At 72.9% G+C, this 14,974-nt stretch carries 14 protein-coding genes; 4 read left to right on the top strand and 10 right to left on the bottom strand.

Going from position 1 to position 14,974, the window contains the following annotated elements; all coding sequences use genetic code 11:
- Window positions 1-111: 111 nt before the first annotated feature.
- Genes IW256_RS05040 through IW256_RS05030 form a run of 3 tightly spaced genes read left to right on the top strand, consistent with a single transcriptional unit; the run spans window position 112 to window position 1,843 of the window.
- Window positions 112-1,008, top strand: a complete 897-nt coding sequence (locus IW256_RS05040; protein ID WP_197009835.1) for a universal stress protein — start codon at window positions 112-114, stop codon at window positions 1,006-1,008.
- 20 nt (window positions 1,009-1,028) lie between these two features.
- Complete coding sequence (locus IW256_RS05035) at window positions 1,029-1,403, top strand: CBS domain-containing protein (RefSeq protein WP_197009834.1); 375 nt, start codon at window positions 1,029-1,031, stop codon at window positions 1,401-1,403.
- An 11-nt stretch (window positions 1,404-1,414) separates the two neighbouring features.
- Window positions 1,415-1,843, top strand: coding sequence for an OsmC family protein (locus tag IW256_RS05030; RefSeq protein WP_197009833.1), 429 nt, complete (start codon window positions 1,415-1,417; stop codon window positions 1,841-1,843).
- On the opposite strand, the gene IW256_RS05025 is transcribed toward IW256_RS05030, so the two are convergent.
- Genes IW256_RS05025 through qcrB form a run of 3 tightly spaced genes read right to left on the bottom strand, consistent with a single transcriptional unit; the run spans window position 1,824 to window position 5,605 of the window.
- Window positions 1,824-2,651, bottom strand: coding sequence for a sigma factor-like helix-turn-helix DNA-binding protein (locus tag IW256_RS05025; protein ID WP_197009832.1), 828 nt, complete (start codon window positions 2,649-2,651; stop codon window positions 1,824-1,826). The two genes, IW256_RS05030 and IW256_RS05025, sit on opposite strands and share 20 nt — an antisense overlap.
- Before the next feature lie 21 nt (window positions 2,652-2,672).
- Window positions 2,673-3,914 (bottom strand): 1-deoxy-D-xylulose-5-phosphate reductoisomerase, encoded by a 1,242-nt coding sequence (gene dxr / locus IW256_RS05020; protein WP_197009831.1) that lies wholly within the window; start codon window positions 3,912-3,914, stop codon window positions 2,673-2,675.
- Window positions 3,911-5,605: a cytochrome bc1 complex cytochrome b subunit gene (qcrB, locus tag IW256_RS05015; protein WP_197009830.1), complete on the bottom strand. Its 1,695-nt coding sequence runs from the start codon at window positions 5,603-5,605 to the stop codon at window positions 3,911-3,913. The genes dxr and qcrB overlap by 4 nt, the downstream gene beginning before the upstream one ends.
- 285 nt (window positions 5,606-5,890) lie before the next feature.
- On the opposite strand from qcrB, the gene IW256_RS05010 reads away from it, so the two are divergent.
- A complete protein-coding gene (locus IW256_RS05010) occupies window positions 5,891-6,439 on the top strand; it encodes a hypothetical protein (protein WP_197009829.1) in 549 nt (182 codons plus the stop codon).
- Here IW256_RS05010 and IW256_RS05005 read toward each other — a convergent pair.
- From IW256_RS05005 to IW256_RS04975, 7 genes are all read right to left on the bottom strand, one after another.
- On the bottom strand, window positions 6,407-8,839 hold the full coding sequence (locus IW256_RS05005) for an ATP-binding protein (RefSeq protein ID WP_197009828.1): 2,433 nt from the start codon (window positions 8,837-8,839) through the stop codon (window positions 6,407-6,409). The two genes, IW256_RS05010 and IW256_RS05005, sit on opposite strands and share 33 nt — an antisense overlap.
- 707 nt (window positions 8,840-9,546) lie before the next feature.
- Window positions 9,547-10,260 carry an ABC transporter ATP-binding protein gene (locus IW256_RS05000; RefSeq protein ID WP_197009827.1) on the bottom strand — a complete coding sequence of 238 codons (714 nt, stop codon included), beginning with the start codon at window positions 10,258-10,260 and terminating at the stop codon, window positions 9,547-9,549.
- Window positions 10,257-11,045, bottom strand: a complete 789-nt coding sequence (locus tag IW256_RS04995; RefSeq protein WP_197009826.1) for an ABC transporter ATP-binding protein — start codon at window positions 11,043-11,045, stop codon at window positions 10,257-10,259. The genes IW256_RS05000 and IW256_RS04995 overlap by 4 nt, the downstream gene beginning before the upstream one ends.
- A complete protein-coding gene (locus tag IW256_RS04990) occupies window positions 11,033-12,142 on the bottom strand; it encodes a branched-chain amino acid ABC transporter permease (RefSeq protein WP_197009825.1) in 1,110 nt (369 codons plus the stop codon). The genes IW256_RS04995 and IW256_RS04990 overlap by 13 nt, the downstream gene beginning before the upstream one ends.
- On the bottom strand, window positions 12,139-13,023 hold the full coding sequence (locus IW256_RS04985) for a branched-chain amino acid ABC transporter permease (protein WP_197009824.1): 885 nt from the start codon (window positions 13,021-13,023) through the stop codon (window positions 12,139-12,141). The genes IW256_RS04990 and IW256_RS04985 overlap by 4 nt, the downstream gene beginning before the upstream one ends.
- Complete coding sequence (locus IW256_RS04980; RefSeq protein WP_197009823.1) at window positions 13,020-14,243, bottom strand: amino acid ABC transporter substrate-binding protein; 1,224 nt, start codon at window positions 14,241-14,243, stop codon at window positions 13,020-13,022. Before IW256_RS04980 ends, IW256_RS04985 begins: the two co-directional genes overlap by 4 nt.
- Window positions 14,244-14,274: 31 nt before the next feature.
- Entirely contained in the window at window positions 14,275-14,946 is a 672-nt protein-coding gene (locus IW256_RS04975) for a GntR family transcriptional regulator (protein ID WP_197009822.1), read from the bottom strand.
- Between the last annotated feature and the right edge of the window lie 28 nt (window positions 14,947-14,974).

Genomic DNA, 14,974 nt, shown 5'->3' with positions numbered 1-14,974 from the left:
GCCGAGCCGCGGGTTGGGGGCGAAGGTCCCATGGTCCTCCGACTCCGGTCCCTACGCGCGCGGGCCGGCACGGGCGAGGCTGGTCATGACGCGACCGCGCAGGAGGACGCCATGAACGGCGAACACGGCACCAGGCCGCCCGTCCTGGTCGGATACGACGGATCGCCGGACGGTGAGCGGGCGCTCCGGTGGGCGGTGGAGGAGGCCCGGCTCCGCGGAACGGCCCTCATCGTCTGCCACGCCTGGCACTGGCCCTACCCGTTCCAGCCGCCGGACGAGGGAACCTTCGAGGTGATCAGGGGGCTGGGCGCGATCGTCGCCGACGACGGGGTGCGCAAGGCCCACGCCCTCGCCGAGGGACTGGACGTCCGCTGGCGGCTGGTCCAGGGCTGGCCCACCGCCGCGCTGATCAAGGCGTCCCAGGACGCCGGCCTGGTCGTGGTCGGCGCGCGGGGGCACGGCGGGTTCGACGAGCTCAGCGTGGGGTCCACGGCGGTGCAGCTGCCCGCCCGCGCCGGGCGGCCGGTCGTGGTCGTACGGCCGGAGGAGGCGCCCGCACGGCGGGACGGCGGCCGGGTCGTGGTCGGCGTGGACGGCTCCCCTGCGAGCGAGGCGGCCCTCGGTTTCGCCTTCGAGGAGGCCGCGGTGCGGGGCGCGACCGTGCAGGCGGTGTGCGGCTGGTGGGATCCCGCCGCGCTGCCCGGCCCGGACCGGGTGCCCTTCGTCCAGCCCGAGAGCGTCCGGCACGAGGCGATCGGCCGCTTCGAACGCGGCGTCGCGCCGTGGAAGAGGGAGCACCCGAAGGTGCCGGTCGAGACCGACTTCGTGGTCGACCGGCCCCGGCGCGCCCTGGTGGCCGCGGCGAAGGGCGCGGACCTGCTCGTGGTCGGCGACCGCGGGATCGGCTCGGTGCGGGAGATGATCCTCGGGCCGGTGACCCAGGCCGCGCTGCACGAGGCGCCCTGCCCGGTGGCGGTGGTGCCCGCCCCGATCGCGCCCACCGCCTGAACGGCACGCGAGGAGGAACGATGCTGATCGGCAATGTCTACCGGCCCATGGTCCTGTCCTGCCAGCGGGACGAGCCGCTGGCCACCGTGGCGCGGCGCATGGCGGAGAAGAGGGTCGGCGCCCTCGCCGTGCTCGACGGCGACCGGGTCACCGGCATCATCACCGAGCGGGACCTGGTGGGGGCGCTGGCCAGGTCGGCCGACCCGGCCGGCGAGAACGCCGCGGCGTACGCCTCCCCGCACGTCCGGACCGCCGGGCTGGACGAGGACTCGCAGGAGGTCGCCCGCCGGATGCTGGACGCCGACATCCGGCACCTCCCGGTGGACGACCACGGCCGCGTCGTCGGGATGGTGTCGATGCGCGACCTGCTCGCCCTGGAGACCTGGGCGTCCTGACCCGGGGCATCATGGACGACGGCGACCTCGAACTCACCGTCCGGTCACGGGGCGGCGAACGGTGCGACGCGTGGATCCGCCACCACGTGATCCACCTCGACCAGCCGACGGACGTCCTCGACCACGACACCGGCCCCACCCCGCTGGAGATCTTCGTGGCGGGGATCGCCGCCGACGTGGCCCAGCACGCCTCGCGGTACCTGCACCGGGTGTGCCTGCCCGGGAGCGTGAGCGTCACCGCCCGTTTCCGGACGGGGCTGCGGCCGGCCCGGCTGAGCCGGATCGAGCTGGAGGTGGCGGTCGCCGACCTGCCCACCGGGCTGCGGTCCTCGCTCCTCAACGTGCTGGAGCGCTCCCCCACGTACGCGTCGCTGCAGGCGGTGCCCGAGACGTCGATCATCCTGCGGCCGGGGGACGGGGTCAGGAACGGGAACCGATGAGGTCGACCTCCTTGACCCCGCCGTCGGCCATCCGGAGCACCACCGCGCCGAGCGGCGAGGGGTCCCTCGTCCAGACCACCGCCAGGCCGTCGGCGTCCAGCGCGTGGAACCAGTCGCGCAGCGGGTCCTCGGCGAAACAGGCCAGCAGCGCGTCGGCCACGTCCTCCCGGCCCTCGACCGGCGGCGGGGCCAGGTTCTCGCCGGGCCTCAGCACGACGTCGGCGGCCAGCACGTCGCACAGGCCCTGCCGGTCCAGCTCGGTGCACGAGGCCACGAACCGCCTGGCCACCTGGCCGTCGTCGGCCGGGACGGACTCGCAGCGGAGCCGGGCCTCCGCGTGCGCGCCCGTCCTGCGGACGCTCCGCTCGGGCCGGCCGGTCACCGAGGCGATGTCGGAGTCGGTCAGGCCGAACCCGTGCCGGAGGACGAAGACCGTCCGTTCCTCGGGCTGGAGCGCGTCGAGCACCACCGTCATGGCCGCCGAGATCGACTCGGCCAGGCTCAGCTCCGGCTCGTCCAGCAGCGGATCGGGCAGCCACGGGCCGATCCGCGGGCCGTCGCCGTTCCGGGCCGTGCGCAGCCGGGCGATCGCCAGGCACGTGGTCAGCCGGATGAGGGCGGTGTCGGACCCGGGGGCGCGGTGACCGTCCTCCCCGAGCCACCGCTCCCGGACCTCCCGGATGACCTCCGCGGCCTCCTTCGTGTCGCCCAGCATGCTGTGGGCGACCGAGAACAGCAGGTCCCCGTGCCGGTGGAAGGCGCCGTCGTCATCCTCGATCGGTCGCTTGGAAGGATGGTCTGCGCCCATCCGCCCTCCTTCTCGGGTGGTTTAGCGCGTCGCGGACGTCGCCGCGGCGGCGCCGGTGAGCTCCCGGGCCCGCAGGCGGGCCCAGGAGTCGACCGCGAGCACCTCGTCCAGGGTGGAGCACGCCTGCGCCACGCCGTCGTGCTCCGCGACGACCTTGGCCACGGTCTCGACGATGCCGGGGAAGGACAGCCGCCCGGCCAGGAACGCCGCCACGCACTCCTCGTTGGCGGCGTTGTAGGCGGCGGGCGCCGTGCCGCCGGTCCTTCCCACGTGGCGGGCGAGCCCGACCGCGGGGAAGGTCTCCTCGTCGAACGGCTCGAACTGCCAGATCTGCGTGCCGCTCCAGTCGACCGCGGCGGCGGCGCCGGGGACCCGGTCCGGCCAGGCCAGGCCCAGCGCGATCGGCAGCCGCATGTCCGGCGGGCTGGCCTGGGCCAGCGTCGACCCGTCGGTGAACTCCACCATGGAGTGGACGACCGACTGCGGATGGACGACCACGTCGATCGCGTCGTAGTCGATGTCGAACAGCAGGTGCGCCTCGATGACCTCGAGCCCCTTGTTGACCATGGTCGCCGAGTTGACCGTGATCACCGGCCCCATCGTCCAGGTGGGATGGGCCATCGCCTGCGCCGGGGTGACGGCCGCCAGCCGGTCGCGCCGCCAGCCCCGGAACGGGCCGCCGCTGGCGGTCAGCACCAGCCGGGACACCTCCGCCGCCCGCCCGCCGCGCAGGCACTGCGCGAGGGCGGAGTGCTCGGAGTCGACCGGGACGATCTGCCCCGGCCGGGCCCGCTCCTTGACCAGCGGGCCACCGATGATCAGCGACTCCTTGTTGGCCAGGGCGAGCGTGCGGCCGGCGTCCAGGGCGGACAGCGTGGACGCCAGCCCGGCCGCGCCGGTCACCCCGTTCAGGACGACGTCGCACGGCCACGCCGCCACCTCGGCGATCGCATCCCGGCCGGCCAGGACCTTGGGGAGGCGGGCGCGGGATCCGTTCCCGCGCCCCCGCTCCACCGACAGGGCCTGGCGCAGCTCGGAGGCGGTCCACTCGTGCGGCACGGCCACGACCTCGACGCCCAGCCGCACCGCCTGGCGGGCCAGCAGGGCCACGTCACGGCCGCCGGCGGCGATCCCGACCACCCGGAACCGGTCCGGGGCGCGGGTCACGACGTCGATCGCCTGGGTGCCGATGGATCCGGTGGATCCCAGGATCACCACGTCGCGCGGCCGTCCTCCGTCGCCGGGCCCGCGGTCCTCGGTCACCGGGCACCGCCGTCGCCGGGGCCGCCCTGCTCACGGCTCGGCCCGGACACCAGCTCGCGCCCGTCGTGCCCGTTCCCGTCGGCGTGCCCGTTGCCGTTGCCGTGACCGTTCCCGTGCCCGTTGCCGTGCCCGTTGCCGGCGGCGACGTCGTCGCCGGTGTAGGCGCGGTTGAGGGCGACCCGCAGGCGGCCGACCACGTGCCGGGAGACCGGGGCGTCGATCCCGTTGCCGTCGGTCCCCGCCTCGATCACCGGCAGTTCCTTCTTGGCGCTCAGCACCGGGGCCGCGTCCTCGGAGGCGGGCTTGTGGACCTCGGTGAGCTCGCCGGTGGGCAGCCGCCGGACGATCCCGCTCTCGACACCGTGCGCCAGGGCCTCGCGGTCGCGGCGCTGCAGCCCCAGGCAGATCCGGTGCGCGACGGCGAACGCGACGATCGGGCCGATCAGGATGGCCCCGCGGAAGAACCACGTGGTCCAGAACAGCGGGATGTGGAAGGTCTCGGCGACGACGTCGTTGCCGCCCGCCAGCCACAGGACGCCGAAGAAGGTGACCCCGGCCGCGCCGATGCCGGTGCGGGTGGCGGCGTTGCGGGGCCGGTCCAGGACGTTGTGGTAGCGGTGGTCGTTGGTCGCCCATTTCTCGATGAACGGGTACAGGGCGAGCCCGGTGAACAGCAACCCGGGGATGATCAGCCCGGGAACGATCAGGCTGAGCGTGACCGTGTATCCGAGCGCGCTGATCTCCCAGGCGGGCATGATCCGCAGCGCCCCCTCCAGCCAGCCCAGGTACCAGTCCGGCTGGGAACCGGAGCTGATCGCGGCCGGGTCGTAGGGGCCGAACAGCCAGACCGGGTTGATCTGGAAGAACGTCGCCAGCAGGGTGGCCGCCCCGGCGACGAACATGAAGAACGCCGTGGTCTTGGCCACGAAGACCGGGAAGAACGGCATGCCGATCTGGTTGCGCTCGCCGCGTCCGCGTCCGGGGAAGTGGGTGTGCATGAGCCGCCACGGCAGCACGATCCCGTGCAGCGGGACCAGCGCCAGCATGATGCCCGGGATCAGCAGCACGTGCAGGATGTACAGCCGGGTCAGGACCTCCTGGCCGGGGAACTCCCCGCCGAAGAGGAACATGACCAGGTAGGTGCCCACCACCGGGACCGACTGCGTCATGCCGTGGGCGATCCGCATGCCGGTGCCCGACAGCAGGTCGTCGGGCAGGGAGTAGCCGGCGAAGCCCTCGGCCAGCGACAGCACCAGCAGCGTGACGCCCAGCAGCCAGGAGATCTCACGCGGCTTGCGGAACGCCCCGGTGAAGAAGACCCGGAGCATGTGGATCAGCATCGCGGCCAGGAAGATGTTGGCCGCCCAGTGATGGATCTGCCGGACCAGCAGCCCGCCCCTGACCTCGAAGCTGATGTGCAGCGTCGAGGCGTACGCCTCGGTCATCCGCACTCCGCGCAACGGCTCGTACGGACCCTGGTAGATCACCTCGGCCGCGCTCGGCTTGAAGAACAGGGTGAGGAAGACACCCGTCAACAGCAGCACGAAGAACGAGTAGAGAGCGATCTCGCCCAGCAGGAATGACCAGTGGTCGGGGAACGCCTTGCGAATCGCGCGTTTCATGAACGACGACGACCCGAATCTGGCGTCTATCACCCCGGCAGCACCGACCACCTTGCCTTCCGTAGACATGCGTGCTTTCACCCGCCCTTGGCAGTCCGGCAGTAGAGCGTCTTTGCCAACAAGACGCTCTCGGGTCCCGAAACGTGACATGCCTGGCGGACCGGATTGCTGCGGGACGCCGGAGGCGCCTGTCCCCGCCGGCCCGTGTTCACCCCGATGTCACATTCCCGGGGACGCCGAGCGTCTTCATTGGTGCCGGGAGCGAACCGAACCCGGCCCGCCGGCATAAGCGCCGCGCTCTTCGGCCACCGCCATGACCTCCGGAAACCCCCCGGACAGCGAGGTGAACTCCGAATGGACCCCGTATCGGACGCCATCTATTCCGACCCGAGCGCCTGGCGGATCGATACCGATGCCAGCGAGGGAACACTGGCGATGGTCATGCAGGACGGACCGCGACCGCTGTTTCGGCTCCCCCGATTCCACGGTTCCTTCTATCTGCGGCCCACGGGAAGGCTCGCGGGTTTCGCGCTCCATCTGGACCTGCCCGAGGAGGCGCGCCCGGCCCGGCACCGCGGCCAGGAGCCGCCGGCGCTGTACTGGGAGTCGACCGACCTGCGGACCGGCACGGCCAACGATCTCGACGGGCGGGGCATGCTCCAGCTGGGGCGGAGGGAGACCTGGACCGCGGTGTCGGGCGTCTGCTCGCCCGTCCCGTACGCGCGGTCCGGCCTCCCCTACCTCAAGATCGTCCTGGAGACGACGTTCCCCTCGCTGGCCTTGTGGTGGCCGCAGGAGGCCAGGCGGCGCCTGCGGCCGGTGCTGCTCACGCTGTTCGCCGAGATCCGGCCGGCCCGGGTCGGGCCCGGTTCACCTCCCCAGGTTCCGGGCCCGCGCCGCTGAGGAGGCTCCGACACGGTGGTGCGCCGGCGCCCCCGTGACGGCGCCCTCCTCGGTCTGCCGGTGCGCCACCCAGTTCGCCACGTGTACCCGGGACGAGCAGTCGAGCTTGCGCATGATCTTCCGCAGATGGTTGACGGCGGTCCACTCCGCGATGCCCAGCCGCCGGGCGATCTCCCGGTTCGTCAGGCCGTGCGCCACCAGTTCGGCGACCTCGTGCTCGCGCGGGGTGAGCGGGGTGGCCAGCCCGACGTCCAGGCTCGCCACGGCCGCCGTCTCCTGCGGCAGCGGCGCCAGCGCCCGCTCGATCGCGCGGCCCACCGTCAGCCCCCGCCCCTCGGCCCAGTCGTGGTCGAAGGTGGCGCCGCCCAGCCGCACCCGCGCCCGCTCGACCAGGTTGTCGAACTTGGGCCGCTGGTGACCAGGGATATCGCAGTGGACCTGGGTGCGCAGGGTCTGCGCGGCCGACAGGAGGCCGGCGCAGCGCCGCCAGCGTTCCCTGTCCCGGCCGTGCATGGACTGCAGGTACGCCGAGACCTCCAGGCCGCGCGCCACCGTGAGCGGGTCCGTCCCGTCGTCGAAGAACCGCAGTACCCGGCCGACCATCTCCTCGGCCTCGCCGAGCGCGCCCTCGTCCGCGGCCACCGCGCCCAGGACGACGCGGGTGAGCGCCGTCTGGCGGGCGTCCTTGAGCCTGCGGAAGATCCGGACCGCCGCCTCGGCCAGGTTCCTGGCCTCCGCGGGCTCGCCGGTGTCCAGGCGGAGCGCGGCCAGGTCCCGGACGGCGCGGGCGTGCCCGTGGGTGTCGCCGGCGGCCCGCCGGGCGGCGACGGCGTCCTGCAGCAGGACGGCCGCCTGGCCCAGCTCGCCGCGTATGTAGGCGGCCATGCCGAGGTAGTGCAGGCAGGCCGCCACCCCGCGGTCGTCCGACAGCCCCCGGTAGATCTCCTGGGCGCGCAGCAGGCGCTCCACCGCGCGGTCGCAGTGCAGCCAGCTCCCCAGCTCACCGGCGGCCTCCAGCGCCCTGGCCCGCAGCACGCGGGTGAGGTCGTTGCGGGCCAGGGCCAGTTCGAGCCAGTCGAGCCCCTCGCGCAGCCGGCCGAACGCGAACCAGTAGGGACGGAGGGCGGTGGCCAACGCCGCGGCGTCCTGACCGTTGCCACGTTCCATGAGGAAACCGAACGCGCTCTGCAGTTCCTTGTCCCACTGGACGAGCTGCTTGGCCCAGGACGCCTGGTCCGGGCCGACCAGCTCGCGCTCGGCGGCCTGCGCCGCCGCCAGGAAGTGGGCGGCGTGGCTCCGCCTGACCCGTTCCAGCTCGTCGCCGCGGCGCAGCATGGACAGCGCGTAGGCGCGGACGGTGCCCAGCATCGAGAACCCGAGCTCGCCGTTGGCCTGCTCCTCCTGCACGAGCAGGTTCTTGTCGACGAGGGTGGCCAGGAGCTCGTGCACCGACCCGCCGCCGGTCCCCATCACCGCCTCGGCCGCGCTGATCCCGAACTCGCCGGCGAACACCGCGAGCCGGACGAACCGGTCCCGCTCGTCCACCGAGAGCCGGTCGCAGCTCTGCGCCACCGCGGCCGGCAGGCTCAGCTGCCGCGCCAGCGTGTCCGCCCGGCTCCCGTACAGGCAGTCGAGCCCGTCCTCCAGCTCGCCGAGCAGCGCGCCGGGGGTGAGCAGCTTCAGCCGCGAGGCGGCCAGCTCGATCGCGAAGGGCAGCCCGTCGAGCCGCCGGCACAGCTCCGAGACCGCCTCCCGGTTGTCCTCGGTCAGGGTGAATCCCGGGCGCACCACGCTGGTGCGGTGCAGGAACAGCTCGATGGACGGAACGCGCGCGAGCTGTTCGAGGGAGGGATGGCCCTGGCCGTCCGGCACGGGCAGGGGGGCGAGGTTGTAGAGGGAGCCGCCGTACATGCGGGGCGCCTCCTGGCCGACGACGAGCACGCGCAACCGGGGGCAGTCCGCGAGCAGCGGGGTCACGAGCGCGACGACGTCGTCCAGCAGTCCTTCGCAGTGGTCGAGAACGAGCAGGACGTCCCGGTCCCCGACCCAGGAGGTGAGCCGGGCCTCGGCCGGTCCACCGCCGGTCTCCGGGCAGCCGAGCGCGTCGGCGAGGCGCTCGGGGAGGTCGTCCCCCTCCTTGACCAGTCCCAGGTCCACGAAACAACCCTGCGGGGAGCCGGTGCACACCTCCTTGAACACCGCCGCGGCGAGCCGGCTCTTGCCCGCGCCGACCGGTCCGGTGAGAGCGACCATTCGGACCGACGTCTCGGTGACCCTCCTGCGGAGCGCGGCATGCTCGGCCGCGCGGCCGATCAGGGGACCCAGGGAATGGTAGGGGTGGGTGGTGGCGGAGTCGGGATCGCCGACGCCCAACCGAACAAAACGCTGTGTGGTCTGCATCGTGTGCCCTTGTCACCCTCTGGTCGCGTGGACGCCCGGAACCTGGCCACCCCGCAGGCAATCCATCGCATCCGATGAATTTTGCTGTATGCCCTGTCTACGCTGAATACAGCGTAACCATGCCGGGTGTGACATTGGCAACTATGCGTTCCTGAACTGCCACTACACAACGCGATGACCGCTGATCACTGCAAGTGCCCACCCCAACACCCCGAGAGATTTCGGCGATGTTTATCGCAGGACAGTGGAGAATTCGCGAAAAGTCGTGGTGCACGGAGCGTCACTGGGCCCAATCTGGCCACATCCGGCCAGAATACGCCAAAATTCAATTAATGCACGCCGAGATACCGGATGCCGTCAGAATGTGGTAACAGCATCCTTACTTGAGCGACCGGTCGCTGTCATATACGGCGACGTCGCCACTTTTCAATTGGGTACGCTTAAAAGGCCGATCCGGCATGCGGAAACGGCGATACGACTCCCCGCATTAGCGCTCCGTCCGGAGGCCGCCCGGGTCCGACCGGAGTCGTGCCCTGCCGTCCTTCCGTCGCGCTGCCTCCATGTGGGGACTTCTCCTATTAAGACGCTCCTCGTACCTTCCGGCGTGACATCCCCCGCCCGGCCCCTCCGGCGACACGTACGGCACCCCGTGCCGGGACCCGCGCGGTGGCCCGTACGGGCGGGTCGCGGCGGGCGGGGGCGGGGCGTCACAGCACGCCCAGGTATTCCGACCGGATCCGCGGGTCGGTGAGCATCCGGCCCGCGGTGCCGCTGGCCACCACGGCACCGCCGGCCATCACGTAGGCCCGGTCGGCCACCGAGAGCGCGGTCTCGACCTCCTGCTCGGCGAGGAGCACCGAGGTCCCCGACGCCCGGATGTCGCCGAGGTACCGCATGACCTCGTCGACGTTCTTGGGAGCCAGCCCGTGCGACACGTCGTCGATCATCAGCAGCCGCGGCCCGCCCATCATGGCCCGGGCCATGGCGCAGACCCGCCGCTCGCCGTGCGGGAGCGACCCGGCGAGCCGGCCGAGCCGCCCGCCCAGCACCGGGAAGAGCCCCAGCACCGGCTCCAGGTCCGGCCGGGGCCGGCGCGCCCCCAGCCGCAGGTTCTCGGCCACGGTCAGCCCGTCGAACAGGCACAGGTCCGCCGGGACGTAGGCCAGCCCGCGCGCGACGATCCGCTCGGCGGGCAGCCGCGTCAGGTCCGCGTCGCCCAGCCGGACCGTCCCGCGCTCGGACCGGATCAGCCCGGCGACCGCCTCCATGACGGTCGTCTTGCCCGCCCCGGGCGGCCCCACCAGCGCGACGATCTCGTTGCGGCGGACGTCCAGGTCCAGCCCGGACAGGATCCGCCCGCACCCGCGCCCGGCGGTCAGGTCCCGCACGGTCAGCAACGCGCGCGGCGCCCGTCCCATCATCCCCCCAGCGGGTAGACGTGGCGGCCGCCCAGATAGCTCTCCATCGAGCGCGGGTCCGCGAGCACCTCCTGCGGGGTTCCCACCATCAGCTTCCTTCCGTCGTCCATGGCCAGCACCTGGTCGCTGACCGCGAGGATGATCTTCATGACGTGCTCGACGTACAGGATGGTCATGCCGGTCGTGCGCAGGTCGCTCAGCAGCTCCAGGCCGTGCTCGACCTCCGGCGCGCGCAGGCCGGCCAGCACCTCGTCCAGCAGCAGGACGCGGGGGCGCAGCGCGAGCGCCTTGGCCAGCTCCAGCCTCCGGCTGTCGGCGAAGTCCAGCCATCCGGGCAGCGCGTGCGGGGACGAGGCGAACCCGACCCGTTCGAGCAGTTCGTCGGCCAGTGCCAGCGCGGCGCGGCGGCCCCGGATCCGGTACCGGCCGTTGCGCACCCCGGTCGCCACGTTCTCCCTGGCGCTCATGTCGGCGAACGCCCGGGGCTCCTGGAAGGTGCGCGCCACCCCCGCCGCCACGGTCCGCCACGGCGGCGCCCCGGTGATGTCGCGGCCGTACAGCAGCACCCGCCCGCGGTGCGGGGCGACCTGGCCGCAGATCACGTTGATCAGCGTGCTCTTGCCCGCGCCGTTGGGCCCCACCACCCCGATGATCCGCCCGCGCGGCAGGACCAGGGTCAGGTCGCGCAGCGCCCAGGTCTCGCCCAGCCGCACCCCCAGGCCGCGCACCTCAAGGGCCGGCTCGGCGTCCGGCCCGCCCGCGGCCGGACCGACGCTTACAGCCGACACGTCCGCACTGCCTCGAGCAGGGGGATCCGCCGGGTCCGCCACACCAGCCGCGCGAACCCGATCGCGCCCCACGGGAACACGATCACCGAGACGATGATGCACAGGGCCAGGACGAGGATGTGCCCCTGCGGGAAGACCGTCCGCAGCAGCTCGGAGAGCACCTGGCCGCCGACGGCCCCGAGCACCGGCCCGGCCACCGTCCCGCTGCCGCCCATCAGGACCATGACGATCACCAGCAGGGTGATCTCGAGGCTGAACATGCCCTCGGGGTAGAGCACCACCTGCTGGGCGGCGTACAGGCCGCCGGCGAGCCCGGTGATCAGCGCGAACAGGGCGAAGGCCGCGCACTTGGCCCGGGAGACGTCGACGCCCAGCGCCGCGGCGCCGTCCTCGTCCTGGCGGATCGCCCGCAGCCGCCACCCGAACCGGCTGCCCGACACCACCGCCGCCACGGCCGTGGTCGCCATCGCCAGCAGGAGGAACAGCACGGCGAAGCCCTCGTCGCCCAGCTCGCCGATGGCCGCCCCGCTGCCGCTGGTGGGGATCGCGAGCCCGGCCCCGCCGCCGGTGAGCGCCGGGACGTTGACGACCGTCTCACGGAGCGTCTCGGCCAGGCCGATGGTGGCGATCGCGAAGTAGTGCCCGCGCAGCCGCATCAGCACCGGCCCGACCAGGCAGGCGAAAACCGCGCAGAAGGCGGTGCCGCCCGCGAGCGCGGCCCACAGCGGCCAGTCCGGTCCCGTCATGAGCACCGCGACGGCGTAGCCGCCCAGCCCGAAGAACCCGACCTGCCCGAAGATCGGGTAGCCGCAGAAGCCGCCCAGGATGTTCCACGCCTGCGCCAGCGCGATGAACATGAAGATCGTGGCGACCGTGCGCTCGTGCCCGCTGGAGACCTGGGTCAGGAGGGCGTACGCGGCGGCCAGCCCGAGCACCAGGGCGCACCAGCCCGCCGCCGACGGCAGGAGCGAGTCGCGGCCCGGGGCCGGCGGCACGAGCCGGTCCTCGCGGGCGGCCGGCGACAGGAGCGCGTTCCGCGCGGGCGAGGCGGGCCAGGGGGCCCGGGGCGGACGCTCGGGCCCCGGCGCCGGGCTCACCTCTCCTCCCCGCCGCCGAGCCTTCCCCGCCCGAACAGGCCGCGGGGCTGGTTCACCAGCACGATGAGGACCAGCCCGAACGCGATCAGGTTCGTCAGCGTGCCCGACACCAGGTACGCGGCCCACGCCTGGATGACCCCCAGCAGCACGCCCGCCGCCAGCGCCCCCTTCATGCTGCCCAGCCCGCCCAGCACCGCCACCACGAAGCTGGACATGGTGTAGGTGGCCGCGTCGGCGGGGCTGAAGGTGCCGACCAGGGCGATCATGGCCCCGCCGGCGCCGGCCAGCCCGGTGCCGAGGGCGAAGGTCAGCGCGTAGCTGTGCCGGATGTCGATGCCCACCAGCCGGGCCGCCTTCCGGTTCATGCCCGCCGCCCTGATCGTGAGGCCGGTGCCGGTGCGGTTCAGGAACGCGGCGATGGCCAGCGCGCAGATCACCGAGAACGCGAACGCCAGCAGCCGCCCCAGCGGTACGCGGATCTCCAGCACGGTGAAGCTGGTCATCGCGTACGAGGTGGGCAGCGCCTGGTAGGCGGTGGAGTGCAGGGCGACCAGGGCGGCCTCCAGGACCACCGAGATGCCGAACATCAGCAGCAGGGTCAGCCGCAGCGGCGCGTCGATCACGAAGTTGATGATGAGCCGCTGGATCAGGTAGCCGACGCCGAACAGCACGCTCATCGCCACGAACGCGCCCACGAACGGGTCGGCGGCGAAGGTGTCGTTGACCCTCCAGGTGACGTAGGCGCCGAGCATGACGAACTCGCCGTGCGCCACATTGATGATCTTGTTGAGCCCCCAGATCAGCGAGAAGCCGACCGCCACCGCGGCCAGCAGGCCGCCCTGGAGGATCCCGTAGACGGTCACCTGCGCGAGGCCGTTCATCGCGCCCCCGGCCAGACCAGGCCGCCGGCCGCCGACCGGGCCGGCCAGACCTGCACCGAGCGGCCCCGCTGCACCTGGATCACGGTCATGTGCTTGAACACGTTCCGGCCGGTGGAGTCGAACCTGATCCGGCCGAAGAACGACTGCTCGTCCAGGGTCTCCAGGGCGGTGCGGACGGCGTCGGCGTCCGTGCTCCCGGCGCCCTGCACGGCCAGCACCAGCGCCAGGCACGCCGCGGACGCCGCGGCGGGATGGTACTGGGGTTCCTCGCCGTACATCCGCCGGTACGCGGCGGAGTAGTCCTTCGCGTCGCCGAACCAGGCGTCCCGGCCGCCCTTGACCCACTGGCTGACGCCGATCACCCCTTCGGCGAACCCCCGCAGGGCCCTGGTGAAGTCGGCGGTGGTCGCCGCCACGGTCAGCGCGATCGGGGTCCGGTCCAGGCCCAGTTCCCTGCTCTGCCGGACCAGCGCGACCCCCTCCACGAAGTGGACCGCTCCGATGATCAGGTCCGGCCGGGCCTGGCGGGCGCGGATCAGCGCGGCCGAGACGTCGGTGGCCCCGCTGCGGAAGTACTGGGCGGGGAGCACCCGCAGCCCCAGCCGGCGCGCCGTCTCCTGCCCCGAACGCGTCACCGCCCGGGCGAAGCCGTCGTCGGCGGACAGGAACATCACCCGCGCCGGGCGCGGCCGGGCCAGCTCGTGCACCGCCGCCAGGATCGAGGTCGCGTACTCCGAGGCCGGCGAGATCACCGTGAAGGTGCGCCGGTTCCCCCGGCCGGAGATGGCGTCCTCGGCCCCCAGGGTGTTGACCAGCACCTGCCGGTTCCGCTCGGTGACCGCCGCGACGGCGGCGGTCACCGGCGAGCCGTAGGGGCCGAGGACCAGCCGGTACCCCTTCTCGTCGAACTGGTCGACGATCGAGGCGGCCAGGTCGGGCCGCGAGGCGTCGTCCTGGATGTGCAGCGCCAGCCGGGCCCGCCGCGCGCCCACCGGCACCCCGCCCCGCGCGTTGACCCGCCGCTCGCACAGCAGGTAGCCGTTGCGGGTCTGCCGCGACTCCTGGGAGAACTGGCCGGTCAGCGACAGCGTCACCCCGACGTGCAGGGTCGGGCCGCGGCCCTGCGCGGCATCGCCGCCGCCGCAGCCCGCCACCGCCGGGAGCAGGAGGCAGGAGGCCGCCAGGGCCAGGCCCCGGAAGACCGTGCCCCGGAATGCCATGTCCCTCCTCCGGTCGGGGCGGCCGAGCGGCTCAGATGTCCGAGAACAGCGATGTCAGGTCGTCGCTGGGCCCGTCCGCGGCCCGCATCGCGGCGACCAGCTCGCGCCGGGCCTTGGCCAGGTGCTCGGAGATCAGTCCGGCGAGCCGGCCTCCGTCGCGGTCCCGCAGGGCGGTGATCTCGGCGGTCAGCTCCTCCCTGATCTGCTCCTGGCCGCCCAGCACGTGGGCGTAGTAGCGGGAGTACGGTTCGACGAGGTTGAGCACCTGGGTCACCAGCCGGACGCTGTGCGGGCGCTCGGACAGCTCGTACAGGTGGCGGCGGAAGCCGTAGTTGAGCCCGGACCACTCCTCGGGGTCCGGCTCCTCGACCCGGTCCATCCGGCGCAGCAGGTCGGCCAGCTCGTCGATGTCGCGCTCGCTCGCGTTCGCGGTGACCGTCGCCGCCAGCGGCGGTTCCAGCTGCAGGCGCAGGTCGTACAGTTCCTCGACCTCCTCGGCGTCCAGCTCGGCGACGATCGCGCCCATGCCGGACTGCATGGTGATCAGCCCTTCGCCGACCAGCGTCCGCAGCGCCTCCCGCACCGGGACGCGGCTCACGCCCAGCCGGCGGGAGAGGTCGTCCTGGTTGAGGGTCTGTCCTGGTCGGAGCACCCGCCTGCGCACCGCCCGGCGCAGCAGGGTGGCGATTTCCTCTGGATGCACACCGGCTCCAGCGCGGTTCTCTGCTCCC

This window comes from Actinomadura viridis, assembly GCF_015751755.1.
Classification (GTDB): Bacteria; Actinomycetota; Actinomycetes; order Streptosporangiales; family Streptosporangiaceae; genus Spirillospora; species Spirillospora viridis.
This window is presented reverse-complemented; position numbering and strand designations above follow the sequence as displayed.

What these genes read in the sequence shown, in the direction of transcription:
- IW256_RS05025 (WP_197009832.1), bottom strand. Translation starts at nt 2,651, where the DNA reads ATGGGCGCAGACCATCCTTCCAAGCGACCGATCGAGGATGACGACGGC.
- IW256_RS05000 (WP_197009827.1), bottom strand. Translation starts at nt 10,260, where the DNA reads ATGATGGGACGGGCGCCGCGCGCGTTGCTGACCGTGCGGGACCTGACC.
- IW256_RS05030 (WP_197009833.1), top strand. Translation starts at nt 1,415, where the DNA reads ATGGACGACGGCGACCTCGAACTCACCGTCCGGTCACGGGGCGGCGAA.
- IW256_RS05035 (WP_197009834.1), top strand. Translation starts at nt 1,029, where the DNA reads ATGCTGATCGGCAATGTCTACCGGCCCATGGTCCTGTCCTGCCAGCGG.
- IW256_RS05010 (WP_197009829.1), top strand. Translation starts at nt 5,891, where the DNA reads ATGGACCCCGTATCGGACGCCATCTATTCCGACCCGAGCGCCTGGCGG.
- IW256_RS05005 (WP_197009828.1), bottom strand. Translation starts at nt 8,839, where the DNA reads ATGCAGACCACACAGCGTTTTGTTCGGTTGGGCGTCGGCGATCCCGAC.
- IW256_RS04985 (WP_197009824.1), bottom strand. Translation starts at nt 13,023, where the DNA reads ATGAACGGCCTCGCGCAGGTGACCGTCTACGGGATCCTCCAGGGCGGC.
- qcrB (WP_197009830.1), bottom strand. Translation starts at nt 5,605, where the DNA reads ATGTCTACGGAAGGCAAGGTGGTCGGTGCTGCCGGGGTGATAGACGCC.
- IW256_RS04980 (WP_197009823.1), bottom strand. Translation starts at nt 14,243, where the DNA reads ATGGCATTCCGGGGCACGGTCTTCCGGGGCCTGGCCCTGGCGGCCTCC.
- IW256_RS05040 (WP_197009835.1), top strand. Translation starts at nt 112, where the DNA reads ATGAACGGCGAACACGGCACCAGGCCGCCCGTCCTGGTCGGATACGAC.